We start from the raw sequence: 25,846 nt of genomic DNA on the forward strand, positions 1-25,846 counted from the left end.
AGATGACAGGGGCTTTTTCATGCCCATCCGCTGCTGTTACTTCACCACCTTCAGGCTAGGACGCCCACTCGGACGCGGCGGCTCCGGCCCATCGTCATCCGGCTCGACTTCATTGTCGTCGTCTTCCAGTGGCGACTCGAGATCGAAGACCATGCCCTGGCCGTTTTCCCGGGCATAGATCCCGAGAATCGCGCCAATGGGCACATACAGCGTATGGGCCACACCACCGAAACGCCCCTCGAAACTGACCGCTTCGTTATCCATGTGCAGGTGACGCACGGCACTTGGAGAAATATTCAGGACGATCTGCCCGTCGCTGGCAAAACCTTGCGGCACCTGGACCGAGGGGGCCTCGGAATTGACCAGGATGTGCGGCGTACAATCGTTATCCACTATCCATTCGTACAGGGCACGAACCAAATAAGGACGGCTGGAGTTCATTAAGCAGCTCCTTGGCGCATATCGCGTTCGACACCAGACAGGCTTGCCTGGAAAGCCTCACGCGCAAACTGGCGCTCCATATAATCGAGCAGCGGCTTGGCTTGCCGCGGCAGTTCAATACCCAGAATTGGCAAACGCCAGAGTATCGGTAATAGACAGCAATCGACCAGACTTTGCTCCTCACTCAGGAAGAAAGGCTTGTCGGCGAACAACGGAGATACCCCGGTGAGGCTCTCGCGCAGTTCCTTGCGCGCCTGCACACGCGCCGGCTCCTTGGTCCGTGAGTCCAGGATCAGGTCAACCAGCCCGCACCAGTCACGCTGGATGCGATGCATCAGCAGCCGGCTGTTGGCCCGCGCCACGGGATAAACCGGCAGCAGCGGTGGATGCGGGTAACGCTCATCCAGGTATTCCATCACCACAGTCGACTCCCACAACGCCAGGTCACGATCGACCAGGGTGGGCAGGCTGCCGTAAGGGTTCACTTCAGTCAGCTTCGCTGGCTGACGTCCCGCCTCGACACTGATGATCTCGGCACTGACACCCTTTTCCGCCAACACAATACGCACTCGGTGGGAATAGTGGTCGGCGGGGTCGGAGTAACAGGCCAACCGATTGGTCACGCCCATGGCGGTCCTCCTCGCTTGTTTGAAATGGTCGAAACGCAAAAACGAGCGCGCCCAAGGGAAGCCTCCCGTAACGAGTGGAGAAGACGGCCGGCAAAGCCTTTTCGGCTCCGCCTCCTCCATACCAGCTCGTTACGTCTCAGAGGCACCCTTGGGCGCGCACGATTGACTGACAGCTATATTACAACGTTATCAGTGCACATCCTTCCAGTATTCGCGCTTGAGCAGATAAGCGAATACGAAGAGGAAGGCCAGGTACAGCAGAACGTAAGTACCGATGCGCTGATGCTGCAGCTTCACCGGGTTGGCCGAGTAGGCCAGGAAGGTCACCAGGTTCTTGACCTTCTCGTCGAACTGCTCTTCCGTCAAGGCACCGGTTTTCGGCACGATGGTCAGTTGGTCGCACGCTTCATGAGTCAACGGCGTGCCGGTCAGCGGATCATACTGCTTCTTGCCATTTTCGACGATTTGCACCTGCTTGCAACCGACGACCTGACGACCCTGCAGGCCCACCAGCACGTTCGGCATGCCGACGTTCGGGAAGACCTTGTTGTTCACGCCCCATGGACGTGCCGGATCCTCGTAGAAAGAACGCAGGTAACCGTACAGCCAGTCGGTACCACGCACCCGCGCCACCAGGGTCAGGTCGGGCGGAGCCGCACCGAACCAGGCCTTGGCATCCGCCGGCTGCATGCCGATGTTCATGTGGTCGCCGATCTTGGCGCCGGTGAACACCAGGTTCTTGAGCATCAGGTCATGGGGAATGCCCAGGTCATCCGCGACCCGCTCGTAACGCTGGAACTTGGCACTGTGGCAACCCATGCAGTAGTTGGCGAAGGTCCGCGCACCATCCTGCATGGCCGCCTTGTCGGAAACGTCGATGTCGACCTTTTCAAGCTCGGGACCACCATGCTCGGCAGCGAAGGACAGAACCGGCAGGGCCGCGAGCAGCAAAACAGCAAATAGTTTTTTCATCAGCCAGTCACCCTTTCCGGAACCGGTTTGGTCTTCTCGAGCCGGGTATAGAACGGCATCAGAATGAAGTAGGCGAAATACAGCACGGTGCACACCTGCGACAGCAGCGTACGCTCCGGCGTCGGCGCCATGACGCCCAGCCAGCCAAGGATCAGGAAGGACACACAGAAGATCACCAGCCAGATCCGGCTCAGCCAGCCCTTGTAGCGCATCGACTTGACCGGACTGCGATCCAGCCACGGCAGCACGAACAGCAGGGCAATCGAGGCGCCCATGGCGAGAACCCCCATGAGCTTGTCCGGCACCGCCCGCAGGATCGCGTAGAACGGTGTGAAGTACCAGACAGGGGCGATGTGCTCCGGCGTCTTGAAGGCGTTGGCCACCTCAAAGTTCGGTTTTTCCAGGAAATAACCGCCCATTTCCGGGAAGAAGAACACTACGGAACAGAAGACGAACAGGAACACCACCACGCCGACGATGTCTTTCACGGTGTAGTACGGGTGGAACGGAATGCCGTCCAGCGGTACGCCGTTTTCGTCCTTTTTCTTCTTGATGTCGACACCATCGGGGTTGTTCGATCCCACTTCGTGCAGCGCCAGGATGTGCAGCACCACCAGGCCGAGAATCACGATCGGCAGGGCCACCACATGCAGGGCGAAGAAGCGGTTCAGGGTGATCCCGGAAATCAGGTAGTCACCGCGGATCCACTGGGTCAGGTCGTTACCGATGACCGGGATCGCGCCGAACAGCGAGATGATCACCTGCGCGCCCCAGTAGGACATCTGCCCCCACGGCAGCAGGTAGCCCATGAAGGCCTCGGCCATCAGCGCCAGGTAGATCAGCATGCCGAACAGCCAGACCAGCTCGCGCGGCTTCTGGTACGAACCGTAGAGCAGGCCACGGAACATGTGCAGATAGACCACGATGAAGAACGCCGAAGCGCCGGTGGAGTGCAGCAGACGCAGGATCGCGCCGTACTCGACATCACGCATGATGTATTCGACGGAGGCGAAGGCCTCTTCCGCCGAAGGGGTGTAGCTCATCGTCAGCCAGACACCGGTGACGATCTGGTTGACCAGCACCAGCAGCGCCAGGGAGCCGAAGAAGTAGAGGAAGTTGAAGTTTTTCGGTGCGTAGTACTTGCTGAGATGGTCTTCCCACATCTTGGTGGCGGGGAAGCGCGCATCAACCCAATCCATGAACTTGCTCATCACGCTTTCTCCTGATCGACGCCAACGACAATGATCGTGTCGGACTCATAGGAATGCGGCGGAACCGGCAGGTTCAAAGGCGCGGGCTGGGCCTTGTAGACACGACCGGCGAGATCGTAGTGGGAACCGTGGCAAGGGCAGAAATAGCCGCCTACCCAGTCCTTGCCGAGGTCGGCGGGCGCCACTTCCGGACGGAAGGTGGGAGAGCAACCCAGGTGGGTGCAGATACCGATCAGCAGCAGGACTTCCGGCTTGATCGAACGCGTCTTCGGATCGACGTAGGGGGGTTGTACCGAGTTCTTGGAGGTTGGATCGGAGAGCTGCCCCTCGATCTTCGTCAGATTCCCCAGGATCTCTTCGGTGCGGCGAACGATGAAGACCGGCTGGCCACGCCACTCGGCAATCATCTGCTGCCCCGGGTCGATCTTGGCGATATTCACTTTCACCGGTGCACCGGCGGCTTTCGCCTTGGCACTGGGAAACCATGACCCCACGAACGGGACCGCAGCCCCTACCGCTCCTGCAGCTCCTACCACGGATGTGGCTGCTACGAGAAAGCGACGCCGGCCTGCATTCACGCCGTCATTGCTCATTCAGTCCTCTCCCATCAGCTTTGTGGCCTGTTAAATCAGGCGTCTAAGTAAAAATCTATCGTTATAAAAATTTTGCCGAATGGTAATGAAAAGCCCCACCTCTGACAAGGTAATTACCCGGCACACAGTGCCCCAGGCCTTGTAGTATAGGGGGTCTACGGATGTGGCAAGTTGTCACAGCAAATATTTCGCCCATAAAAAAAGCCCGGTTCCACATGGGAACCGGGCTTCTTTTGAAGCGGGTAGCGAATTAACGCTTCGAGTACTGCGGACGCTTACGCGCTTTACGCAGACCCACTTTCTTACGCTCAACTTCACGAGCGTCGCGGGTAACGTAACCAGCTTTACGCAGGGTGCTGCGCAGGGTTTCGTCGTAATCCATCAGGGCACGAGTGATGCCGTGGCGGATTGCGCCAGCCTGGCCACTCACGCCGCCACCGATGACGGTGACGTAGACGTCGAACTTCTCGACGGTCTCGGTCAGTTCCAGCGGCTGACGAACTACCATGCGGGCAGTTTCGCGACCGAAGAACGTGTCCAGGGAGCGGTTGTTGATGGAGATGTTACCGGTACCTGGACGCAGGAAAACGCGTGCGGTTGCGGTCTTGCGACGGCCAGTGCCGTAGTTTTGAGTCGCCGACATAATGAACTATTCCGTTAAATCTTCAGTTCTTGGGGCTGCTGAGCAGTATGAGGGTGTACAGCGCCCGCATAGACTTTCAGCTTACGGTACATGTCGCGACCCAGCGGGTTCTTAGGCAGCATGCCTTTTACCGCGGTCTCGATCACGCGCTCAGGGGCCTTTGCGATCAGCTTTTCGAAGTTGATCGACTTGATGCCGCCCGGGAAACCGGAGTGGGAGTAGTACATCTTGTCGGAGGTTTTAGCACCGGTCACACGAACCTGCTCGGCGTTGATGACGACGATGTAGTCACCGGTATCGACGTGCGGGGTGTATTCGGCTTTGTGCTTGCCACGCAGACGGCTCGCGATTTCGGTGGCCAGACGACCCAGGGTCTGACCAGCAGCGTCGACGACAAACCAGTCGCGCTTAACTGTTTCCGGTTTAGCAGTAAAAGTTTTCATTCTTTATAGCCTCAGGGGCCGCCTGTAAATAAGACGGCGGATCTTACTGAATAGTGCGTACTTTGACAAGGTCAAAGGCAGCCGGATACAGACGCTATCGGGGGCTCGGGTCGGCGCGTCCGTTCAACGGCAAGATTCTTTGGCGGCGGCGCATCACTTCCACTGCATAAAGAGGTGCGCAATTATCCAGATTGCCAAAAAAAATTCAACCTGCTTTTATGGGTGTTTTCCCACGGGAGCAGCCAATGGAATACCGTCAGCTAGGCCGAACCGACCTGAACGTGAGCGCAATTTGCCTGGGGACCATGACCTGGGGCGAGCAGAACACCGAGTCCGAAGCCTTTGCCCAGATCGAGCGCGCCAAGGCCGCCGGCATCAACTTCATGGACACCGCCGAGATGTACCCGGTGCCGCCCAGGGCCGAAACCTATGCCAGCACCGAACGCATCATCGGCAACTGGTTCAAGCAGCGTGGCGATCGCGACCAGTGGGTCCTGGCGAGCAAGATCGCCGGCCCCGGCAACGGCATCGGCTATATTCGCGACGGCAACCTCAAGCACAACCGCCGGCATATCGTCGAAGCCCTGGATGCCAGCCTCAAGCGCCTGCAGACCGACTGGATCGACCTCTACCAACTGCACTGGCCGGAGCGCAGCACCAATTTCTTCGGGCAGTTGGGCTACAAGCACAAGGCCGACGAGGCCTTCACGCCGATCGAGGAGATCCTCGAAGCGCTGGACGAGCAGGTCAAGGCCGGCAAGATCCGCCACATCGGCCTGTCCAACGAAACGCCATGGGGCACCATGAAATTCCTGCTCGAAGCCGAGCGCCGCGGCTGGCCGCGGGCGGTGTCGATCCAGAACCCCTACAACCTGCTCAACCGCAGTTTCGAGGTCGGTCTGGCGGAAGTCGCCCTGCGCGAGCAATGCGGCCTGCTGGCCTATTCGCCGATGGCGTTCGGCTTCCTCTCGGGTAAGTACGAAGGTGGTGCGCGCCCGGAAAAGGCCCGCCTGAGCCTCTACAGCCGCTTCAGCCGCTACTTCAACCCGCAATCGGAAGCCGCCTGCAGCCGCTACTTCAACCCGCAATCGGAAGCCGCCTGCAGCCGCTACGTCGCCCTGGCCCGCGAACATGGCCTGGACCCGGCACAGATGGCCCTGGCGTTCGTCACCGGGCAGCCGTTCGTGACCAGCAACATCATTGGCGCCACGACCCTGGAACAGCTGGACAGCAACATTGCCAGTGCCGAACTGAAGCTGTCGGAGGAAGTGCTGGCGGGGATCGAGGCGATCCACAAGGATCAGCCGAACCCGGCGCCGTAAACCGGGAACAGGGTCTGCCATGAGATCCTGTTCGCGGATGAATCCGGCTCCCAGGAAGCGCGACGCATATCAGCCAGGTTCTGCAGCTTATCGGCAGTAAGCTGAAGACCGTTGGCCCCCACACGGCGTCGCGTAGATCACAGGTTCCGTGAGCGCCGAAAAACTGTGGGAGCCGGACTCATCCGCGAACGGGCCATCCCGGGCTGCGCTGCCTCAGCTCCCGCCCTCACAGCGACCGCGCAATGATCTCCTTCATGATCTCGTTGGTCCCCGCATAGATCCGCTGCACCCGCGCATCCGCCCAGGCCCGGGCCACCGGGTATTCCCACATGAAACCGTAGCCACCATGCAGTTGAACGCACTCGTCGAGCACCTTGCACTGCAGGTCCGTGCCCGAGTACTTGGCCATCGCCGCGGTCGGCACATCAAGCCTGCCCTCCAGATGCAACTCCAGGCAGCGGTCGACGAACACCCGGCCGATCTGGATCTCGGTGGCCATCTCCGCCAGCTTGAAGCGGGTGTTCTGGAAGTCGGCGATCGCCTTGCCGAAGGCCTTGCGTTCGCGGGTGTAGTCCAGCGTCCACTGCAACGCCGCCTCGGCCGACGCCAGCGCGCCCACCGCCACGGTCAGGCGCTCCTGGGGCAGTTCCTGCATCAGGTAGGCGAAGCCCATGCCGGCCTGTCCCAGCAGGTTCTCCTTCGGCACGCGGACATCCTGGAAGAACAGCTCCGAGGTGTCCTGGGCCTTCATCCCGACCTTCTCCAGCCGCTTGCCCTTGGCAAAGCCCGGCGTATCGGCCTCGACCAGAAACAGGCTGGTGCCCTTGGCCCCGGCCTTCGGATCGGTCTTGGCGACCACGATCACCAGGTCGGCGAGAAAGCCATTGGTGATGAAGGTCTTCGAACCATTGAGGACATACTCGTCGCCATCGAGCACCGCCGTGGTCTTGACCCCCTGCAGATCGGAACCGGCCCCCGGCTCGGTCATCGCGATGGCCGTGACCATTTCGCCACTGACCAGGCGCGGCAGGTACTTGAGCTTCAGCGCTTCACTGCCGTAATGCAGGATGTACGGCGCGACGATGTCCGAATGCAGCGAGAAGCCGATGCCGCTCAGGCCCAGCCGGCTGATCTCCTCGATCACCACCGCGCTGTAGAGAAAGTCCGCCGCCATGCCGCCGTAGGCCTCCGGCAGATGGGAGCAGAGCATCCCCGCCTGCCCCGCCTTGCGCCACAGCTCGCGATCGACATAACCACGCTTTTCCCACTGGGCATGAAAGGGCAACGCCTCCTGCTCGAGGAACTTGCGTACGCTGCCGCGGAATAGCTCGTGCTCGGAACTGAACAGGGTTCTGGGAATCATGCGGGCACCTTGCAGACACACTGAAGCCGGGAGTGGCCCAGTGAGCCTATGCCAGCGTTTTACCTCGAACCACTGGACACATGCGACAAAAAATAAGACGATCCAGCCGTTTGTTGACCACTATCCCTTATAAGAATAATCGAATCATGGCTAACACTTCCTCGACGTCCTTGCGGCGCGTCAGCATCCTGGCTACCGACCGGGTCTTCGCCTCGACCCTCATGCAAGCCAAGGACTTCTTCCATCTCGCCAGCCTGCGCCATGGCAAGCAGCTCGGCCAGGGGCTCACACCCGCCTTCGAGACACGCCTGGTCAGCCCGGACGGCAACCCCGTGGGCAGCTTCAGCGACGTGATCATGCCGGTGGACGGCGGCCTGACCGATACCGATGTGATCATCCTGCCGGCGTTCTGGGACGACTTCGACAACCTCTGCCAACGCTACCCGCAGGTCCTGCCCTGGCTGCGCGAACAGCACGCCCGTGGCGCCGTGCTCTGCGGCGAGGCGACCGGGGTCTTCTGGCTGGCCGAAGCCGGCCTGCTCGACGGCAAGGAGGCCACCACCTACTGGCGCTTCTTCAACACCTTCAGTGAACGCTTCCCCAACGTCCACCTGAACCAGGACAAGCACCTGACCGACGCCGACAACCTGTACTGCGCCGGCGGCACCACCTCGGCCTGCGACCTCTACATCTACCTGATCGAGCGATTCTGCGGGGCCAACATCGCCCAGGCCGTGGCCCGCGACATTCTCTACGAAGTGCAGCGCAGCTACGCGCCGGGACGCATCGGCTTCGGCGGCCAGAAGCTGCACCAGGACGTGATCATCCTGCAGATCCAGCAGTGGCTCGAAGAACACTTCGCCGACAAGTTCCGCTTCGAGGATGTGGCCCGCGACCACGGCATGAGCATCCGCAACTTCATGCGCCGCTTCCAGACCGCCACCGGCGACAAGCCGCTGCACTACCTGCAGCGCCTGCGCATCGAGACCGCCAAGGGCCTGTTGTCCGGCACCCGCAAGAGCATCAAGACCATCAGCTACGAGGTCGGCTACGACGATGCCAGTTTCTTTGCGCGACTGTTCCGCCAGCACACCGAACTGTCACCGAACCAGTATCGACAACAGTTCCAGCAGGCGGCCTGAACCACGGCGCTGCTGTCCGACTGCATAGGCAGGAGCGCCCTGAACCTCCATACCAGAATACCGCGCAGTCCCCACCTCGAAACTCCAGACTCGTTCGGCAACCCTCTCCCAACGGCCAATGACAAGGAATTTCAAGGATGCCGTCCGAATCGCCCGCAACACCCATACACGGTACGCCTCAACCGGACAACAATCGTTGGCGCCCCCCTTTCCCCAACCCACCCGACTTGTGTTTCGACTATCGAAAACTGGTTGAACAACCCGGCGGCATTGCCGATGCCAGCGGTATCAATCACAAGGTCGCCATCGTTGGCGCCGGGATAACCGGGCTGACCACGGCCAGGGAGTTGCTGCGCTGCGGCTTGCGCGACATAACCCTGTTCGAACAATCGAGCCGGGTCGGTGGGCGCCATCTGACAGTGGTGGACCGAAGCCTGCCCGCCGGCGCCGGCTCCACCCCCTTCGAAATGGGCGCCATGCGCCTGCCCTTCTTCAATCGACGCGGTGAACCGCCACTCGAAGGGCGATCCCTGCAGGCCTACTACACGAAGCTGTTCCAGTTGAAGATTTCCGACTTTGCCAACCCCGGCAGCGCCCATGTGAACGGCACCGGGATTTTCCTGCGCGACGGCCTGCTGGACACGCAAACCACTCCACAGATGCTCATCTGGAACAACCATGACGAGCAAACGCCGCCACCCGGTGAATCGCTGCAGCGGGTATATGGCAAATGGAGGGCCTTCGTTGCACGCCTGGACAAGCAGATACAGACACACTATGCCGGCCCGGGTTGGGAAAGCCTTTGGGCAGCCATCGCCCAGCGTTATGAAAGCCTGTCGTTTCGCAGTCTGCTGGCTCTGGCACCGCTGGAGAACTGGAATCCATCCAACCCCGGTGACTTCGGCGGGGTGGGTATGAACGCAGAGGAATCGGCGATCTTCTACGCGATCGGTATCGGCGACGGCAGTTGGGGAGCATTTTACGACGCGTGCTGCCTGTATCCGATACGAACCGCACTCTTCGGGTTCAGCGACCAGTTGCAACTGATCCACGGTCGCGTCGACGATCGAGGCAAGCCTCTACCAGCACCTCATCTGCACCAGTACGAACTGCTCGACTCCCACGGGCTGGCTTTCGATGGCCCCCGATACCTGGGAGTTGCAGCGCTGGACGAGTGCATGCTGTTCCTGGATATCGACAAGCCAGGCAGTTCCTTTTTCGACCATTGCAAACAACGCGGAGCGGGATTCTCCAGCCAATCCAGGGTCACGGGCCTGAGCAAACTGACCAACCAGAAGATCCGCGTGCACTACGAACGGCAATGGAGCGACCCACAGCGACGCCTGTCCTGCCACGAAGACTTCGACTCGGTTGTACTCACCCTGCCATCCTGGCTGATCGAAACCACGATCCAGCTCGTTGGCTTCACCGAGCAGATGCTGCCATTTCAAATCCGCAACGCCTACCAGACAGCGCACTGGGAAACCAGTTGCAAGGTATTCGCGCCCTTGCAGAAGCGCTTCTTCAGCGACGCCCATGGCATTCCCCAGGCGATGGTCACGGACAGCCTGATTCACGACGTCTACACCTACCGCTACAACGAGAGCTACCCCAACGACTGCATTCTGCTGAGCTACACCTGGGAGGACGATGCGACCAAGCTGGCGATATTCAGCGACCGGGAACTGGTCGCCAAGTGCATCGCCGAGCTGGACCGGATCCTGCTGCGCGCCAGCAATATCAACCGACGTATTTCTCCCTACATCGATGCCGACAAGGCCCGGGTCCATCGCTGGATCACTGATCGCAACGCTCTCGGCGCGGCACGGCTGTATCGCCCCGGGACCTACTACGATGTCATCGACCTGATGAGCTACAACCGCAACTACTCGGCCGGCAGTGGCCTTTACCTCTGCGGGGAGTCGTTCTGCGTCGACGCCGGCTGGACCGAACCCTGCCTGCGCGGAGCGGTGGACACCGTCATCCACCTCTGCGACAGGATTGGAGCCCGTTTCAACGGCGGGTTCAGATTGAATGATTACCCCATCTACGCCAGCCGCCCGAAAACGCCTGGGAACGTTCAAAATACCTCGCCGACATCAGGAAATACCCCGCAGAACTCAGAGGAAAAAGCCGACAGATAAATTTCGTTTGATGGCATCTCATAAACCCACCAATTCAATCGGATTGGGTAATAAGAATGAGAGCACATCAAATGAATGACTCCAGACACGCCATCAGCCCCGCCCGCATTGCCGTCGTACAGTTCGACCCCCAAGTCGGTATCACCCGACGCAAGCACAACCTGCAGCGCACTCTCGAGCTTGCAACCCAGGCGGCGAGCGCCGGAGCCAATCTCATCGTGCTGCCAGAACTGGCCAACACCGGCTACATGTTCCGCGACCGCGAGGAAGCTTTCGCCCACGCCGAGGAGATTCCGGCCGGAGACAGCGTACAGGCCTGGATCGACCTGGCCTGCAAGCACCAGGTCTATCTGGTCGCGGGTCTTGCCGAGCGTGATGGCATACAACTGTTCGACTCGGCGGTACTGATCGGCCCGCAAGGATTCATCGGCAAATACCGCAAGGCGCACCTATGGAACGCCGAGAAGCTCTGGTTCACTCCCGGTGATCTTGGCTTCCCGGTGTTCGATACCCCTATCGGGCGCATCGGCCTGCTGATCTGCTGGGACATCTGGTTCCCCGAAGTCCCGCGGCTACTTGGCCAACAGGGCGCAGACATCATCTGCAGCCTGAACAACTGGGTCTGGACCCCACCTCCACTGTTCGACCAAAGCGGCCGCTGCATGGCGTCCTACCTGACCATCACCGCCGCACATGTCAACAACGTCTTCATCGCCGCTGCGAACCGCATTGGCAGTGACCGTGGCGAGCGCTTTCTAGGTTGCTCGTTGATTGCCGGCACCAACGGTTGGCCGATTGGCGAAGTGGCAAGCGCCGAGGAGGAGGTCATCCTGTATGCCGACATCGATCTCTCCCAGGCTCGCAGCGCACCGATCTGGAACAGCCTGAACGACCTGCCACGTGACCGTCGCGCCGATCTCTATGACAGCATGCTCGGCTATACCCGCCATCCTGCCCTACCACGCTGACAAGGAGGCGGTCATGAACAAGCGGTCCTTTGAGAACCAACGTGACTACCTGCCTGCCTACCTGCTCACGCTCTACCTGGTGATTCCCTGCCTGCTGATTGCCTGGATGATGCTGTCGGGCAGCCTGCCGCCATGGCCGGACTACCAGCACATGATGGACAGCCTGCCAGCGCCGGGCGCCTGGCTGCGCTGGTGGGTCGGCGATATCAGCGAAGTGGCTTTCTACAAACACGAATTGGCTTCACTGGGGCTGCTGGCCGGCGCCGCCCTCGGCCACTGGGCCTACCGCCAGGGCAAGTCCTGGCAGGGCTTCGCCATCGCGTATGGCAGCGGACTGTGGCCCTGGTTGATCAGCAGTTCGCTGCTCGGCCTGCTGCTGAGCAACCTGCTGTGGGGCTGGACTGTTCCACGCTTCGGCTGGCAACCAACGTTCGCCGCTTTCGTCTCAGTGCCAGCGGCGACGGTGCTGCTGTTCGGTGCAGGCTGGAGAATCGCCGTTACCGGTGCGGTGATGGGCGCGCTGCTGGTCACACCACTGTGCCTGTTACTGGTCAATTTCCTGTGCACGCCACTGGAACTGCCCGCGGTCATTGGCAACGTGTCAGGCATGGCATTGGGTAGCGTGCTGGCCTTTCTCATCTGCCGGAGTTGGCCGATGCTGGTACGGCCTCTGCCGCCAGCCCGCGAAACATCGGCATCCCCCCAGCCAGCCCAAACGCACAAGTATGGCTTGGGCTGGGGCATGCGCCGGGTGCTGGCGGACTTCTCCGAAGCACCGTTCTTCGGCAACGAATGGGCAAGTCTCGGCCTGCTGCTCGGCGTGCTGCTGGCCTATGTGCTGAACCCGCTCGCGCCGGCCTATGGCTCGGGCCTGCTACTGTCGATACTTGCAGCTCAGGCACTGTCCTCGGTCATTGGCGTCACGCTCTGGCGCCAACAATGGATCGAACTCGGCTGGTATCCCACCTACATACCGATCGTATCGGTGGCTCCCGCTGCGGTCCTCAGCCACGGCGGCAGTCCCCTGGTGGTACTCGCCAGTGCGATGTTTGGTGCCCTGCTTGCACCGCCCCTGGCCGTGGCACTGTCAAGACGTCTGCCCACTTACCTGCACCCGTACATCGGCAACGTGTTGTCGATGGCCATCAGCACCCTGCTGATCGTCCCGCTGGTGGGGGTAATGCTGCGCCTGACTTGATCCTCGCAGGCTCGCCAACGGAATTGCCCCATTGCGACCACTCCCCTGAACCGGCACTCCCCTTGGGTTGCCGGCCAGGTTCTTTCAGTCCTCAACCAGCGAGTACACCATGTCCCTTCCCTTGCTTTCCATCGCTGCCCTCGGCGGCACTGTCAGCATGCAGGCAGCCCGCCCGAACGGCGGAGTCATGCCCAGCCTGGACGGCCAGACTCTGCTGTCTCAGGTCCCGCAACTCAACGCAAGCGCCCGGGTCATCGTCGAAACCTTGTGCCTGCAAGCCAGCGCCTCGCTGGATTTCGAACGGCTGCTCGATGTCCTGGCCTGGGCTCGGGAACAGGTTGCCCAGGGGGCCAGCGGGGTACTGATCACCCAGGGGACTGATACCCTGGAGGAATCCGCATTCTTCCTCGACCTGCTCTGGCCGTTCGATACGCCACTGGTGTTGACCGGAGCCATGCGCCCGTCCTCGCAACTCGGCGCCGACGGCCCGGCCAACCTGCTGCAGGCCGGTCTGGTGGCGCTGGCTGCCGAGAGTCGAAAGCGGGGCGTCCAGGTGGTACTCAACGGCCAGGTTCACGCCGCTGCCCGGGTACGCAAGATCGACGCGCTGGCACTGGAGGCGTTCAGCTCGCCGCTGTTCGGTCCGGCCGGGCTGATAATCGAGAACAACGTCCGCTACCTGCACCCACCGGCAGAGCGCAGGACCCTGCCACTGCCGCAGCGTCTCGACCAGCGAGTCGCCATGCTCGAGGCGACCCTGTCAGCCGACACCCTGCTGCTGGAGCAGCTCCCGGGGTTGGGTTACGAGGGGCTGGTCATCGCCGGCTTCGGCGCCGGCCATGTCAGCGAGCACTGGGCCAACATTGCCGCTGGTCTGGCGCGACATATCCCGGTGGTGGTGGCAACACGCACAGGGGCGGGCCCGACGGCGACCAGATCGTATGGCTTCATCGGCAGCGAGATGGATCTGCTCAAGCGCGGAGTGCAGATGGCTGGCGCCCTCTGCCCGCGCAAGACGCGAATACTGCTGTGGCTACTGCTCGGCTGCCAATGCATGGAGGAGTTGCCCGACTGGCTCGGGCATTTCGACCTGTAGTCGAGGGGGCGTCGAGCGACGCCCCGGACGCTGTCCTAGGGCTTGTGCGCCCGCGACAGGAATTCGTGGGACTGCATTTCCAGCAGACGGCTGAGGGTCCGCTGGAATTCGAAGGTCAGGCGACCACCAGTGTAGAGATCCTTGAGCTCGACTTCCGCCGAGATGATCAGCTTGACGTTGCGGTCGTAGAACTCGTCGACCATGTTGATGAAGCGACGGGCGATGTCGTCGGTGGTGACGCTCATCTGCTCGACGCCGCTGAGCAGCACGGCGTGGAAGATCTTGCCCAGCTCGATGTAGTCGTTCTGGCTGCGCGGACCGTCGCACAGTTCGCGGAAGTCGAACCAGGCCACGTCATCACAGGTGCGCAAGGCGCGAATCTCGCGGTTCTCGATGATCAGCACATCGTTTTCCACCGCCTGGGTGCATTCCGGCGTCAGCGCGCGGAAGCTCTGGCGCAGGCTTTCGTGGGCGGCTTCATCGAGCGGGAAGTGATACAGCTCGGCCTGTTCGAGGTGACGCAGGCGATAGTCGACACCGCTGTCGACGTTGACGATCTCGGTGTTCTGCTTGATCAGGGCGATCGCCGGGAGGAAACGCGCGCGCTGCAGACCGTCCTTGTACAGGCCGTCCGGGACGATGTTCGAGGTGGCGACCAGGGTCACGCCGTTCTTGAACAGCTCTTCCATCAGGGTGCCGAGGATCATCGCGTCGGTGATGTCGGAGACGAAGAATTCATCGAAGCAGATCACCCGGGTCTCGGCGGCGAAGCGCTTGGCGATGATCGTCAGCGGGTTCTTCTCGCCGCCCAGGGTCTTCATTTCCTCGTGCACGCGCTTCATGAAGCGGTGGAAGTGCGTACGGGTCTTTTCCTTGAAGGGCAGCGCTTCGAAGAAGGTATCCACCAGGTAGGTCTTGCCGCGACCCACGCCACCCCAGAAATACAGGCCCTTGACCGGCGCCTGGTCTTTCTTGCCGAACAGCTTGCCGAGCAGGCCCGGTTTGTTCTGCGAGGCCGCGACCAGGTCGTCGTACAGGCGCTGCAAATGGCGCACAGCCGTTTCCTGGGCCGCGTCATGAAAGAACTCGGGACGTTTCAGATCAGCTTGATATCGTTCTAGGGGCGTCATAATTTCGTTAGCGAGGTAACAAAAACGGGCCGTCACTTTAGCGATGGCCCGTAGGAATGGCAATCGGCCCTTGGTCGGGTCGAACGCTGGGTCAGTCCTGAACCGGCGTCAGAGCCACGCGCAGAGCCTCGATGGCCGCGTCACGGGCCGCTTCGTCGGCGAATTCGGGACTGTCGGCGACACAGGCGCCTTCCAACCACACGCTGAAGCTGCGAGCCTCGCTGCGGATATCCAGGGGCTGGCCCGACTGCAGTTGCCTGGTCACCGCCCCCGCCGTCTTGCCGTCGGCAAAATTGCGCGACAGCAGCAACTGCTCGCCATCGGCCGCCAGCAGGCGGAAACGGAAGCTGTCGTCCTCGCGGAAGCTGACAAAACGTGCGGCCTTGACGGCTTTTTTCTTGCTCGTCTCGGCCACCTGTACCGGGTTGACGAACGAACGCAGGCCGACCGCTTCGCGCAGTTGCGCGAGGAATGGCGTGGCCACCTTGCGGGCTTTCTGCGCACCGGCCCGGAGAATGTCCTCCAGGTCCGCCGGGCGGGAAATCAGCTCGTGATAACGCTCGCGCTTCTCGCCCAGTTCGGCATCGAGCAACTGGAACAGCCGATTCTTCGCTTCGCCCCAACCCAGGCCACCCAGCAGGTCGGCGCGGAAAGCGGCAGCCTGGTCGAGCGTGGCGAACGCCTGGTACAGGGTGAACAGGTGCGAGTTGTCCGGATCCTTGGCTTCGCCCGGCGCGCGGGAATCGGTGACGATCCGCGAAATGGCGTCCTTCATGTCCTTGGCACTGGTGAACAACGGAATGGTGTTGTCGTAACTCTTGGACATTTTCCGGCCATCCAGGCCCGGCAGGGTCGCCACGCTTTCCTCGATCAGTGCCTCGGGCATGACGAAGAACTCCTTGCCCTGGCCGAACAGGTGGTTGAAGCGCTGACCGATGTCGCGGGCCATTTCCACGTGCTGGATCTGGTCGCGACCGACCGGCACCTTGTGCGCGTTGAACATCAGGATGTCCGCCGCCATCAGCACCGGGTAGCTGTACAGGCCCATGCTGATCCCGGCATCCGGGTCCTCGCCCGCCTCGACGTTCTTGTCCACCGAGGCCTTGTAGGCGTGGGCACGGTTGAGCAGGCCCTTGGCCGCGACGCAGGTCAGCAGCCAGGTCAGCTCGGGGATTTCCGGGATGTCCGACTGGCGATAGAAGGTCACGCGGTCCACATCCAGTCCACCGGCCAGCCAGGTCGCGGCGATTTCCAGGCGCGAACGCTGGATGCGCAGCGGGTCGTCGCACTTGATCAGCGCGTGGTAGTCGGCCAGGAAATAGAAGGAGTCGGCATTGCTGTCGCGGCTGGCCAGGATCGCCGGGCGGATGGCGCCGGCGTAGTTGCCCAGATGCGGCGTGCCGGTGGTGGTGATGCCGGTGAGGATACGCGTACGAGTCGTCATGGGTAATCGCTTAGTCAGACTGCTATCAATTCGAGAGGCGCGGCAGAAGCAGATCCTTCAGATCGGTCAACTTGCCATGAAAAAAGTGTCCGCATTCTGCCACTTTCAGCAGCTCATGGGGACGATCCAGCGCAGCGGACCAGTCATAGACCACCTGTGGATCGATCACTTCGTCGGCTTCCGGCTGGATCAGGGTCAGCGGGCAGCCCACTGGCAGGCGGTCCTCGGCACGCAGACGCATCACCGCCGCGGCCACCATGAACAGGTGCCTGAGCGACTGGCCACGGGCTTCCAGACGACCGCCGAGGGTGGCCGCGACGAAACCGCCGAAGGAGAAACCGAACAGCGTCAGCGGCAGGTCCGGATGTTTCGCCAGCAACCACTGTGCGGCGGCCTCGGCATCATCGACTTCGCCACTACCCATATCGTGGCTGCCGGCACTGGCCCCGACACCGCGGTAGTTGAAACGCAGGGTGATCAGCCCGGCATCGCGGGCGGTGCGTTGCAGGGTCGAGACGACCTTGTTGAGCATGGTCCCCCCCTGCACCGGGTTTGGGTGGCAGATCAACGCCAGACCGCGGGGCTCGGGGTTGTCCAGGTACAAGGCTTCCAGTTGACCGACCGGGCCGTCGATGAAAAAAGCGGTTTCACGCATAAGCAAGGAATGAACTCCGTGACCTCTCTAGGGGTCGACTCGTCTAGCTAAAAGTCTGTGCCTGACAGCTTGCGACCAGAAGATCGCGGTATACAGCGCAGGTCCGAGCCGTTAACGTAAAGCAAAGCCGTTTATAGAGGAAGGACTCGTGGAACACTCGCTCTTAGTTTGGTTGTTGCCGACTCTTGCCCTGGTTGCCGGTGTCGCCATCGGTTTCCTGGTCGCCCGTCTGGTCCCGAGTGCCGCTCCCAGCAGCACGCAGCGTCAGCTGGACGATATCCAGGAACGTTTCGATACCTATCAGAATGAGGTGGTCACCCACTTCAACAGCACCGCTGCCCTGGTCAAGAAACTCACCCAGAGCTACCAGGAAGTGCAGGACCATCTCGCCGAGGGCGCCAACCGCCTGGCCCTTGACGAACTGACCCGCCAACGCCTGCTGGCCGCCCTGCATTCCGAAGCGCCCCAGGCGCCACGGGAACGCCTGACCCCGCCCCGGGAAAACCAGGAGCCGCCGCGTGACTACGCGCCCAAGGCGCCGAATGCGCCCGGCATGCTCGACGAGCATTACGGCCTGAAGAAATAAACCGACTTCAGCCCCACGAAAAAGCCCGCCCGATCAGTGATCAGGCGGGCTTTTTCATTTCACATCCGGCCTTCAGTCAGGCACTCAAGGATACTGCTGCACCGGCTGACCGTATTGCTGGCCCTGCGGATACTGCTGGTACTGACCCTGTTGCTGGTATTGGCCCTGCTGCTGGTACTGCCCTTGCGGCTGACCATACTGCTGGCCAGGAATGGCACGCAGGTTGACTTCCACCCGGCGGTTCTGCGCCCGGCCATTGACGTCGGCGTTGCTGGCAATCGGGTTGTCCGGGCCGGCACCACGGGCCGACAGGTTGGCACCGTTGACGCCCTGCGAGGTCAGGTAGTTGGCCACGCTCTGCGCGCGACGCTGGGACAGGTCCATGTTCAGCTGGCGGCTGCCGGTGCTGTCGGTGTAGCCGACGATCTCGATCTGGTTCTGGTTGAACTCCTTGAGCGAGTTGGCCAGGTTGTTCAGCGGCTGGTAGAAGCTGCTGGCGATGGCATCGGAGTTGGTGGCGAAGGTGATGTTGCCCGGCATGATCAGCTTGATCTGGTCACCCTGACGCTGCACCTGGACGCCGGTGTTGGCCATGCTTTCACGCAGTTTCTTTTCCTGCTGGTCGGCGTAGTAACCGTAGCCGGCGGCACCCGCGCCAGCGACCAGGGCACCGATCAGTGCGCCCTTGCCACGGTTGTTGTGGTCGATGGCGGCACCGGCGACGGCACCGGCCAGGGCGCCCAGGCCACCATACTTGACGGTTCTGCTCATGCCCGAGGAGCCACCCTGCTCCACCTGTCCCTGGTTGTCATACGGGTTTTGCGTTGCACAGCCGGACAGCATGGCAACGGTGGTTGCGACGAGAATCAAACGACGCGAGGTGAACATGGATCTAGCTCCTACTCATTGAAAGTGCAGAGGCCGTTGGCGATGGACCTGTGCCGGCGTTTGAACACGACCGACGGCAAAAATTCCATGAAACCTTTCAACCGCGCACAAAAGGGTTTTCACGCATCTCATCGCCCAGCCGGGTGTCGGGCCCGTGACCGGTGACCACCGTCGCCTCCTCGTCCAGCGTATACAGGCGCTGCCTGATCGAACGGACGATGGTGGCTTGGTCTCCACCCCACAGGTCGGTCCGGCCGATGCCACGGCGAAACAGCGTGTCCCCGGCAATCAACAGTCTAGCCTCGGAAAACCAGAAGCTCATGGAGCCCGGCGTATGTCCCGGCGTATGCAGGGCCACGCCACAGCCACAGGCCAGTTCCTCGTCATCGGCCAGCCACCGGTCCGGCGACGGTACCGGCGTGTAGGGCACGCCGAACAGGTTGCACTGCATCTCCAGGTTGTCCCAGAGGAACTGGTCGTCCTTGTGCAGATGCAGGGTGGCCCCGGTTTTTTCCTTCAATTGGCCGGAAGCCAGGAAATGATCCAGGTGCGCATGGGTGTGGATGATGCTGACCACCTTCAGGCCCAGGGCATCGAGCCGGGCCAGGATCAACTCATGGTTGCCCCCCGGATCGACGACGATGGCTTTTTTCGTCAGCGGATCACCGATGATGGTGCAGTTGCACTGCAACGGGCCGACGGGGAAGGTTTCGCGGATCAGCGCGGGTTTTGCGGCGTCCATGGGCTGCTCCTGCAACAGGCTCGAAAGACCATAAAAAAGCCCCTGGCGATTGAGGTGCCGAACCAGGGACCCTGTTGCGAAAAGTATAAGGAGTCGCCTCCACCGGCTTCAAGAACGCGACCCGGCGGCCATGTCCCGGGCTGAGTCGCCCCGATAGCCGTTGCCGAACGTCGCCTGCAACTCCTCGACGCTGCGTGCCAGCAGTTGCCTGAGTTCCGGCAGCCATTGCGGGTCGTCGAGCACCCGGGCAATCGCGGCGGCATCGCCATACATCAGTTCACGCTCAAGCGCCCCGGCACGCTGTGACAGGGCCTGGGCCCCCATGGTCCCGGAACTGCCCTTGATCGCATGCAACACCGCGGCCAGCGCCGGCCCGTCACGGTCCTGCAGATGGGTGGGCAGCAGCGACAGTTGCTTCTCCAGTTCCGCCCCGAAACCGTAGAGGACCGTAGAGATAAGTTCGAGATTGCCGCCAAAGCGGGCCATGATCGACTGGCGCGCTTCCAGCACCGTGTCCGCCGCGCCGCCGGCGGCTTCGAGCACTTTCGGTTGCGACGCTTCACGACCGGTCTGGAGACGCAGGGTCAGTACCAGTTCCTCCAGGTCGATGGGCTTGCTCACATGGTCGTTCATCCCTGCCGCCAGACAGGCCTCACGATCGCTGCTGGAGGCATTGGCGGTCATCGCCAGGATTGGCAGCGAGGCGAAATCGGCCTGCCGGCGAATCCGCCGGGTCGCCTCCATACCGTCGATATCCGGCATCTGGATATCCATCAATACCGCATCGAAAGGAGTCGAAGCGCAAAACACCTGGCTCACACCTTCCAGGCCACCTTCGGCCAGGACCACTTGCGCACCCTCGCCCCTGAGCAGTTCGTCGGCGACCTGGCGATTGAGCGCATTGTCCTCCACCACCAGCAGGCGCATGCCGGCCAGACGCCGCTGGCGCACAGGCCCCGGCCGTACCTCGGGAACCGCTTCGCTGCTGCTGAAAGCCCGCTGCACGGCATCGGCCAACTGCAGGGGCGTCACGGGTTTGGTGAGGAAGCCGACGAAGGGGGCATCACCTTCATGATGCACATCCGCCAACACCTCCCGGCCGTAGGCAGTGATCATGATCACCATCGGCGGTGGCGCGCTCTGTTCCTGCAGGCTGATCAATCGCGCAGCACTGAGCCCGTCCATGTCCGGCATGCGCCAATCCATCAGCACCACATCGTAGGGTTCGCCACGCATCTGGGCATTGCGCACGCTCTCCACCGCCCGCGTGCCGCCATCCACCGTGTCCGCCGTCCAGCCCAGGGAGCGCACGGTACGTAGCAGCAGCTCGCAGGCCATGGAGTTGTCGTCGGCCACCAGCAGGCGCATCTGCGAATCCACACCGGGGCAGGACAACCGCAGCGGCTCGGTGCGGGCCACGTCCAGGGTGATGTCGAACCAGAATCGGCTGCCGCTGCCCTCCTCGCTTTCGACCAGCAACTCGCCGCCCATCAGGCCGACCAGGCGCTTGCAGATCACCAGGCCCAGCCCGGTACCGCCAAAGCGGCGGGTGGTCGAGGCCTCCGCCTGGGTGAAGCCCTCGAAAATCCGCTGCTGCTGTTCGGCGCTGATGCCGATGCCGGTATCGCAGACCTCGACCCGCAGTTCTACCTGGCCCTCCAGGCGCTGCAACTGGCGGAGGCTGACCACCACCTGGCCCTGCTGGGTGAACTTCAGGGCATTGCCCGCCAGGTTGATCAGCACCTGCTGCAGACGCATGCTGTCGCCGACCAGGCTGCCCGGCAGCTCGGAATCGAGGTCGAACATCACCTCGACCTCCTTGCTGCCCTGGTTGCCCGCCAGCACCACGGCCAGGTCGCGCATCAGTGCCTCGAGTTCGAAGGTGTGCAGGTCCAGGCGCAGCTTGCCGGCCTCGATCTTGGAGTAGTCGAGAATGTCGTTGAGCAGCCCGAGCAAGGACTTGGCCGCAGTCTGGGCCTTGACCACATAGTCGCGCTGACGGGCATTGAGCTCGGTGTGCTGCACCAGTTGCAGCATCCCCAGCACCGCATTCATCGGCGTGCGGATTTCATGGCTCATGTTCGCCAGGAAGAACGACTTGGCCGCACTGGCGCTGTCGGCGCGGTCCCGGGCCTGGAGCAGGTGCGCCTCCAGCTCGCGCTGGGTGGTGATATCCCGATTGATACCGGTCACCCGGAGCGGCTGCCCCTGGGCATCGCGTTCGATCTGCGCACCGGCCTGGATGATACGGATCCGGCCATCCGGCGCGAGTACCCGGAACACCGGGTCGTAGACCCCCTCGCCAGCCACCGCCGCCGCCAGTTGCGCAGCGACCGCCTCGGCATCATCCGGATGCACGCGTTCGTACCAGTGCGCGTAAGTCAGGCCATTGTCCTTCAGGCTCAATGGCTGGCTGTAGAACTCGAACATCCGCTCGTTCCACTGCAGCGTGCCGTCGGCCAGGGTCCAGGTCCAGATACCCAGTTCCGCCACGTCGGCGGCCATCAGCAGTTGGTCGCGAATCAGCCGCACCGATTGCAGGCTCAGGTCCAGCTGGTGTTCGGCCACCTTGCGTTCGGTGATATCGATCGCGATGCTCAGGTACCCGGTCAACGTGCCTTGCTCATCACGCAGCGAAGTCACCACCAGGTTCACCGGCACGTGCCTGCCATCCTTGTGCACATAAGTCCATTCGCGGATTTCCGAGTGCTCGAACTCCGGCTTGTGGGCAAACACCCGGAAGCCCTCGATGGCTTGCCCATATTCCCGGCTCAGCTCGGCACTGCGCTCGGCGATTTCCTGCTCCAGATGCAGGATCGTCGGCGTGGCCTTGCCCACCAGTTCCGTGGCACGGTAACCGAGCATCTGTTCGGCGCCTTCGTTGAAGAGGCTGATAACGCCCTCCAGGTCGGTGGCGATGATCGCTACCCTGGAAGCCGAACGCAGCACGCTGCTGAACAACAGGTTGATACGCCGCAATTCCGAGGTCCGCTCGGCCACCTGCTCTTCCAGATTGGCATTGAGTTCGAGAATTCGCGCCTCGGCGGCCTTGTGCGCGGTGATGTCCCGCAGAATCTTCGAGGAACCGATCACCGCACCGCTTTCATCGCAGATCGGCGAGACATTCGCCGAGACATTGATACTGCGCCCGTCCTTGCTGTGACGCACGGTGTCGAGGTTGACGATCGTCTCGCCGAGCGCGATGCGCCTGAGGATCTCGGCCTCTTCCGCCGCCAGCCCGGGCGGCACGATCAGCTTCAGCAACGGCTGGCCGACCGCTTCCTGGGCGGTGTAGCCGAGCAGTTTTCGCGCTCCCCGGTTCCAGTTGGTCACGACACCGTCCAGGGTCGTGCCGATGATCGCATCCGCCGAGCTTTCGACGATCAGGGCCAGCCGCCGCTGCTCGGACAGCACCTGCAGGCGCCGCCGGGAACTGACTCCGGCGATGGCCACCAGTGCCGCCACCAGCACGCTGGCCAGGGTTCCAAGCACAAACACCACCAGCGGCGAAACCTGGTGCAGGCGCTCGATGAACAACGGCAGTGCCTGCAGCTCGATCTGCCAGCGGCGCCCGTAGATGTCGCGTTCCAGGGTCCGGCTCGGCAATCCTGTCGTCGCCGCCTCCGCGCCCTGAGCCGTCTGGTAGAACTCCACCGCCGGCCCCGGCCCGGTGATATCGCGCAGACGCAGGTTGATCGCCTCGCTTTGCGGCACCAGGCCAGCCAGGACACTCTCGATCATCAGCGGGGCATAGCTCCAGCCGACGACTTCCGCCTCCCGCTCCGACTCGGTCTTGGGCACGATGCCGCTCCTGTAGATCGGCAGCAGGATCAGGAAGGACTGCTTCGGCTTGCCCACCGCCTGCACCAGCGTGATCGGCGAAGTGAGCCGCACCTCCCCGGTACGCGCGGCCATCCGCGCCGCTTCGGCACGATCAGGCTGCGAAGCGATATCCAGGCCGATGGCCACCGCCTGATCGCGGTTGGGCTCCAGGTACTGGATCACATACAGATCGCCCTCATGGGGAGCGAACTGGCGAATGCTGAAACTGGGCGAGCTGTCGTCGCGCGCCCGTTGCAGAAACTGCTCTAGGTCCTGGGCCGGTACCCGCCGGATGAAGCCGAAGCCGCGGGCCCCAGGGAACTCGACCGGCACGTCACGGGTGAGGCTGTAACGGTGAAACGTCTCGCGCGTCAGGTTCTCTTCACCACTGGCGACGATGGCGCCCCGCGCCCCGCGCAACCCGTACTGATACTTCTGCAGCCGGCCAACTACCGCCTCCACCGCGCTGTCGGCCGCGTTGGCCAGTGCTTCGCGGGCGCGCTGCTCGTTGGTGTTCTGCAGGATCTGACAACCCACGAAAGTCGCAACCAGGCCGATGACCAGAAGCGTGATGGCGCGCCCGTTCAGGGCGTACAGATGAAATCGGTTCAACTCAGGCTCCCTCGGGCAGTGGGGTTGTGCCGGTGACGGCGTGCCGATCAACGGCTCATGTCGCCTGTGACCAGGAGGCCAGCAGGGTACGTATCTGGGCAAACGGAACCGGCCGGCAGTACAGGTACCCCTGCATCACCCGACATCCCAGTTCCAGCAGCAACTCGGCCTGCTGCCAGGTCTCCACGCCCTCGGCCACCAGCTCGAGCCCCAGTGCCTGGCCCAGCTTGATGATCGCCTCGACGATGGCCAGGTCGCTCTTGTCGGTGAGCATGTCGCGCACGAAGCTCTGGTCGATCTTCAGCACATCGATGGGAAAACGCTTGAGGTAGGCCAGGCTCGAATAGCCGGTGCCGAAATCGTCGATGGCCACGTGCACACCCAGCGCCTTGAGCGCCATCAGGGTTTCGCGGGCGTTGTCGGTGTCACGGGCCAGCACCCCTTCGGTGATTTCCAGCTCCAGCCACTGCGGGGCGAGCCCGGAATCGAGCAGGATGTCCTTGACCATCCCCAGGAACGACGACTCGCGGAACTGCACGGCACTGATGTTGACGCTGACGCAAACCGGAAAACCCTGCTCGTGCAGTTTGCGCGTCTCCTTGCACGCCTGGAGCATCACGTATTTGCCGATGGGGATGATCAGCCCGGTTTCCTCGGCCAGCGGGATGAAGTCCGAGGGCGAAACCAGATTGCCGCCACCATCGCGCCAGCGGATCAGTGCCTCCATGCCGACCACCCGATGCTCGCGGACATCGACCTTGGCCTGGTAGAAAACCTCGAACACCCCATCGTCGATGGCGGCGCGCATGTGCCGCTCCAGCAGGTGCCGGGCGCGCATGCCGCTCTCGATAGCCGGCGAGAAGAACTGGTAGCGATTGCGTCCGGCCTGCTTGGCCTGGTACATCGCGGAGTCGGCATGGCGGTAGAGCGACTCCAGGTCTTCGCTGTCCTCTGGAAACACGCCGATGCCGATACTGGCGCTGAGGTCGTAGCGGTTGCCTTGCAGCGAGAAGGGGTTGGAAATGGTAGTCAGCACCTGCTCGGCAAAATCGCCCACCGCCTCGAAACTGTCGACCTCCGACAGCAGGATGATGAACTCGTCCCCACCCTGCCGGCTGAGGGTGTCCATGCTGCCGAGGATCAGCGACAACCGCGTGGCCACGTACTTGAGCATCTGATCACCGACCGAATGCCCCATGGAGTCGTTGATGGCCTTGAAGTTGTCCAGGTCCAGCAACAGCATCGCCAGCCGACCGTGATTGCGCCGGGCCATTTTCAGCGCCTGTTCCGCCCGGTCCTGCAGCAGCATGCGGTTGGGCAGGCCGGTGAGGGCGTCATGATTGGCCAGGCGCTTGGCCTCGTTGCGCAGGGTCAGGTGGGCGTTGATATGGGCCCTGGCCACCGGCAGGTTGAGGGGTTTCTGGATGAAATCGATCCCCCCGTAGCCTAACGCCTGCAGCTCGTAGTCGGCCTGGGCATGGGAGGTGACGAAAATCACCGCGGCGTCGGACAGCTTGGGGTCGGCCTTGAGTGCCCGACAGACTTCGAAGCCGCTCATGTCGGGCATTTCTATGTCCAGCAGAACCACATCCGGACGAAACTGGCGAGCCACGCGCAAGGCTTCCTCACCACTGCTGGCGACATACACCTGTGCCAGGTCCCGCACCGACTCACTGAGAATAAGCGCATCGGTTGTCTGGTCATCGACTATCAGCACAACCGGAGCGGGATTGAAGGAGGTTTCACGCATTCCTTGCTCCCAGACATTCCTTGGTAACTCATGATCGAAGGGCGCCGGAGGT

At 62.1% G+C, this 25,846-nt stretch carries 22 protein-coding genes; 7 read left to right on the forward strand and 15 right to left on the reverse strand.

The annotated features are described in order from the left end of the window. Positions 1-36: 36 nt before the first annotated feature. From ACM62G_RS06945 to rplM, 7 genes are all read right to left on the reverse strand, one after another. Positions 37-441 (reverse strand): ClpXP protease specificity-enhancing factor, encoded by a 405-nt coding sequence (locus ACM62G_RS06945; RefSeq protein ID WP_054059875.1) that lies wholly within the window; start codon positions 439-441, stop codon positions 37-39. After that, entirely contained in the window at positions 441-1,070 is a 630-nt protein-coding gene (locus ACM62G_RS06950) for a glutathione S-transferase N-terminal domain-containing protein (protein WP_054059876.1), read from the reverse strand. Before ACM62G_RS06950 ends, ACM62G_RS06945 begins: the two co-directional genes overlap by 1 nt. 189 nt (positions 1,071-1,259) lie before the next feature. Beyond that, positions 1,260-2,042 carry a cytochrome c1 gene (locus ACM62G_RS06955; RefSeq protein WP_054059877.1) on the reverse strand — a complete coding sequence of 261 codons (783 nt, stop codon included), beginning with the start codon at positions 2,040-2,042 and terminating at the stop codon, positions 1,260-1,262. Next, complete coding sequence (locus ACM62G_RS06960) at positions 2,042-3,253, reverse strand: cytochrome b (protein WP_054059878.1); 1,212 nt, start codon at positions 3,251-3,253, stop codon at positions 2,042-2,044. The genes ACM62G_RS06955 and ACM62G_RS06960 overlap by 1 nt, the downstream gene beginning before the upstream one ends. After that, positions 3,253-3,846: a ubiquinol-cytochrome c reductase iron-sulfur subunit gene (petA, locus tag ACM62G_RS06965; protein WP_026145298.1), complete on the reverse strand. Its 594-nt coding sequence runs from the start codon at positions 3,844-3,846 to the stop codon at positions 3,253-3,255. Before petA ends, ACM62G_RS06960 begins: the two co-directional genes overlap by 1 nt. 250 nt (positions 3,847-4,096) lie before the next feature. Continuing rightward, complete coding sequence (gene rpsI / locus ACM62G_RS06970) at positions 4,097-4,489, reverse strand: 30S ribosomal protein S9 (RefSeq protein ID WP_054059879.1); 393 nt, start codon at positions 4,487-4,489, stop codon at positions 4,097-4,099. A 14-nt stretch (positions 4,490-4,503) separates the two neighbouring features. Next, on the reverse strand, positions 4,504-4,932 hold the full coding sequence (gene rplM, locus ACM62G_RS06975) for a 50S ribosomal protein L13 (RefSeq protein WP_017904821.1): 429 nt from the start codon (positions 4,930-4,932) through the stop codon (positions 4,504-4,506). Between the two features lie 245 nt (positions 4,933-5,177). Between rplM and ACM62G_RS06980 the strand changes: the two genes are divergently transcribed. Next, complete coding sequence (locus ACM62G_RS06980; RefSeq protein WP_419736921.1) at positions 5,178-6,254, forward strand: NADP(H)-dependent aldo-keto reductase; 1,077 nt, start codon at positions 5,178-5,180, stop codon at positions 6,252-6,254. Positions 6,255-6,480: 226 nt separating this feature from the next. Here ACM62G_RS06980 and ACM62G_RS06985 read toward each other — a convergent pair whose 3' ends face one another. Further along, complete coding sequence (locus ACM62G_RS06985; RefSeq protein ID WP_054064176.1) at positions 6,481-7,617, reverse strand: acyl-CoA dehydrogenase family protein; 1,137 nt, start codon at positions 7,615-7,617, stop codon at positions 6,481-6,483. Between the two features lie 221 nt (positions 7,618-7,838). On the opposite strand from ACM62G_RS06985, the gene ACM62G_RS06990 reads away from it, so the two are divergent. The 5 genes from ACM62G_RS06990 to ACM62G_RS07010 all read left to right on the forward strand — a co-directional run bounded on the left by ACM62G_RS06990 (position 7,839) and on the right by ACM62G_RS07010 (position 14,165). Continuing rightward, a complete protein-coding gene (locus ACM62G_RS06990) occupies positions 7,839-8,759 on the forward strand; it encodes a GlxA family transcriptional regulator (RefSeq protein ID WP_419737492.1) in 921 nt (306 codons plus the stop codon). A 137-nt stretch (positions 8,760-8,896) separates the two neighbouring features. Continuing rightward, positions 8,897-10,903, forward strand: a complete 2,007-nt coding sequence (locus ACM62G_RS06995; protein ID WP_419736922.1) for a flavin monoamine oxidase family protein — start codon at positions 8,897-8,899, stop codon at positions 10,901-10,903. A 71-nt stretch (positions 10,904-10,974) separates the two neighbouring features. Beyond that, on the forward strand, positions 10,975-11,871 hold the full coding sequence (locus ACM62G_RS07000) for a nitrilase family protein (RefSeq protein WP_054064174.1): 897 nt from the start codon (positions 10,975-10,977) through the stop codon (positions 11,869-11,871). 13 nt (positions 11,872-11,884) lie between these two features. After that, a complete protein-coding gene (locus ACM62G_RS07005; protein ID WP_054064173.1) occupies positions 11,885-13,069 on the forward strand; it encodes a hypothetical protein in 1,185 nt (394 codons plus the stop codon). A gap of 109 nt (positions 13,070-13,178) precedes the next feature. Then, positions 13,179-14,165: an asparaginase gene (locus tag ACM62G_RS07010; protein ID WP_419736923.1), complete on the forward strand. Its 987-nt coding sequence runs from the start codon at positions 13,179-13,181 to the stop codon at positions 14,163-14,165. A 35-nt stretch (positions 14,166-14,200) separates the two neighbouring features. On the opposite strand, the gene zapE is transcribed toward ACM62G_RS07010, so the two are convergent. The 3 genes from zapE to ACM62G_RS07025 form a co-directional block, all read right to left on the reverse strand. Beyond that, positions 14,201-15,295: a cell division protein ZapE gene (zapE, locus tag ACM62G_RS07015; protein WP_026145296.1), complete on the reverse strand. Its 1,095-nt coding sequence runs from the start codon at positions 15,293-15,295 to the stop codon at positions 14,201-14,203. A gap of 91 nt (positions 15,296-15,386) precedes the next feature. Further along, on the reverse strand, positions 15,387-16,739 hold the full coding sequence (locus ACM62G_RS07020) for a tryptophan--tRNA ligase (protein WP_419736924.1): 1,353 nt from the start codon (positions 16,737-16,739) through the stop codon (positions 15,387-15,389). A 25-nt stretch (positions 16,740-16,764) separates the two neighbouring features. Beyond that, on the reverse strand, positions 16,765-17,394 hold the full coding sequence (locus tag ACM62G_RS07025) for an alpha/beta hydrolase (protein ID WP_273825721.1): 630 nt from the start codon (positions 17,392-17,394) through the stop codon (positions 16,765-16,767). Between the two features lie 148 nt (positions 17,395-17,542). Here ACM62G_RS07025 and ACM62G_RS07030 point away from each other — a divergent pair, with 148 nt between their 5' ends. Further along, the gene (locus tag ACM62G_RS07030; protein ID WP_054059888.1) at positions 17,543-17,980 is read left to right on the forward strand and encodes a YhcB family protein; all 438 of its coding nucleotides are present in this window, start codon (positions 17,543-17,545) and stop codon (positions 17,978-17,980) included. A gap of 84 nt (positions 17,981-18,064) precedes the next feature. Here the strand turns inward: ACM62G_RS07030 and ACM62G_RS07035 are convergent, their stop codons facing one another. The 4 genes from ACM62G_RS07035 to ACM62G_RS07050 form a co-directional block, all read right to left on the reverse strand. Beyond that, the gene (locus tag ACM62G_RS07035) at positions 18,065-18,868 is read right to left on the reverse strand and encodes an OmpA family protein (protein WP_054059889.1); all 804 of its coding nucleotides are present in this window, start codon (positions 18,866-18,868) and stop codon (positions 18,065-18,067) included. 97 nt (positions 18,869-18,965) lie between these two features. Further along, on the reverse strand, positions 18,966-19,610 hold the full coding sequence (locus ACM62G_RS07040) for an MBL fold metallo-hydrolase (RefSeq protein WP_273825720.1): 645 nt from the start codon (positions 19,608-19,610) through the stop codon (positions 18,966-18,968). Positions 19,611-19,718: 108 nt separating this feature from the next. Then, positions 19,719-24,044, reverse strand: coding sequence for a PAS domain S-box protein (locus ACM62G_RS07045; protein ID WP_419736925.1), 4,326 nt, complete (start codon positions 24,042-24,044; stop codon positions 19,719-19,721). Between the two features lie 55 nt (positions 24,045-24,099). Beyond that, positions 24,100-25,794: a putative bifunctional diguanylate cyclase/phosphodiesterase gene (locus ACM62G_RS07050; protein ID WP_054059892.1), complete on the reverse strand. Its 1,695-nt coding sequence runs from the start codon at positions 25,792-25,794 to the stop codon at positions 24,100-24,102. Between the last annotated feature and the right edge of the window lie 52 nt (positions 25,795-25,846).

The sequence above is a fragment of the Pseudomonas sp. COR18 genome, assembly GCF_048568395.1.
Lineage (GTDB): Bacteria > Pseudomonadota > Gammaproteobacteria > Pseudomonadales > Pseudomonadaceae > Aquipseudomonas > Aquipseudomonas fuscovaginae_B.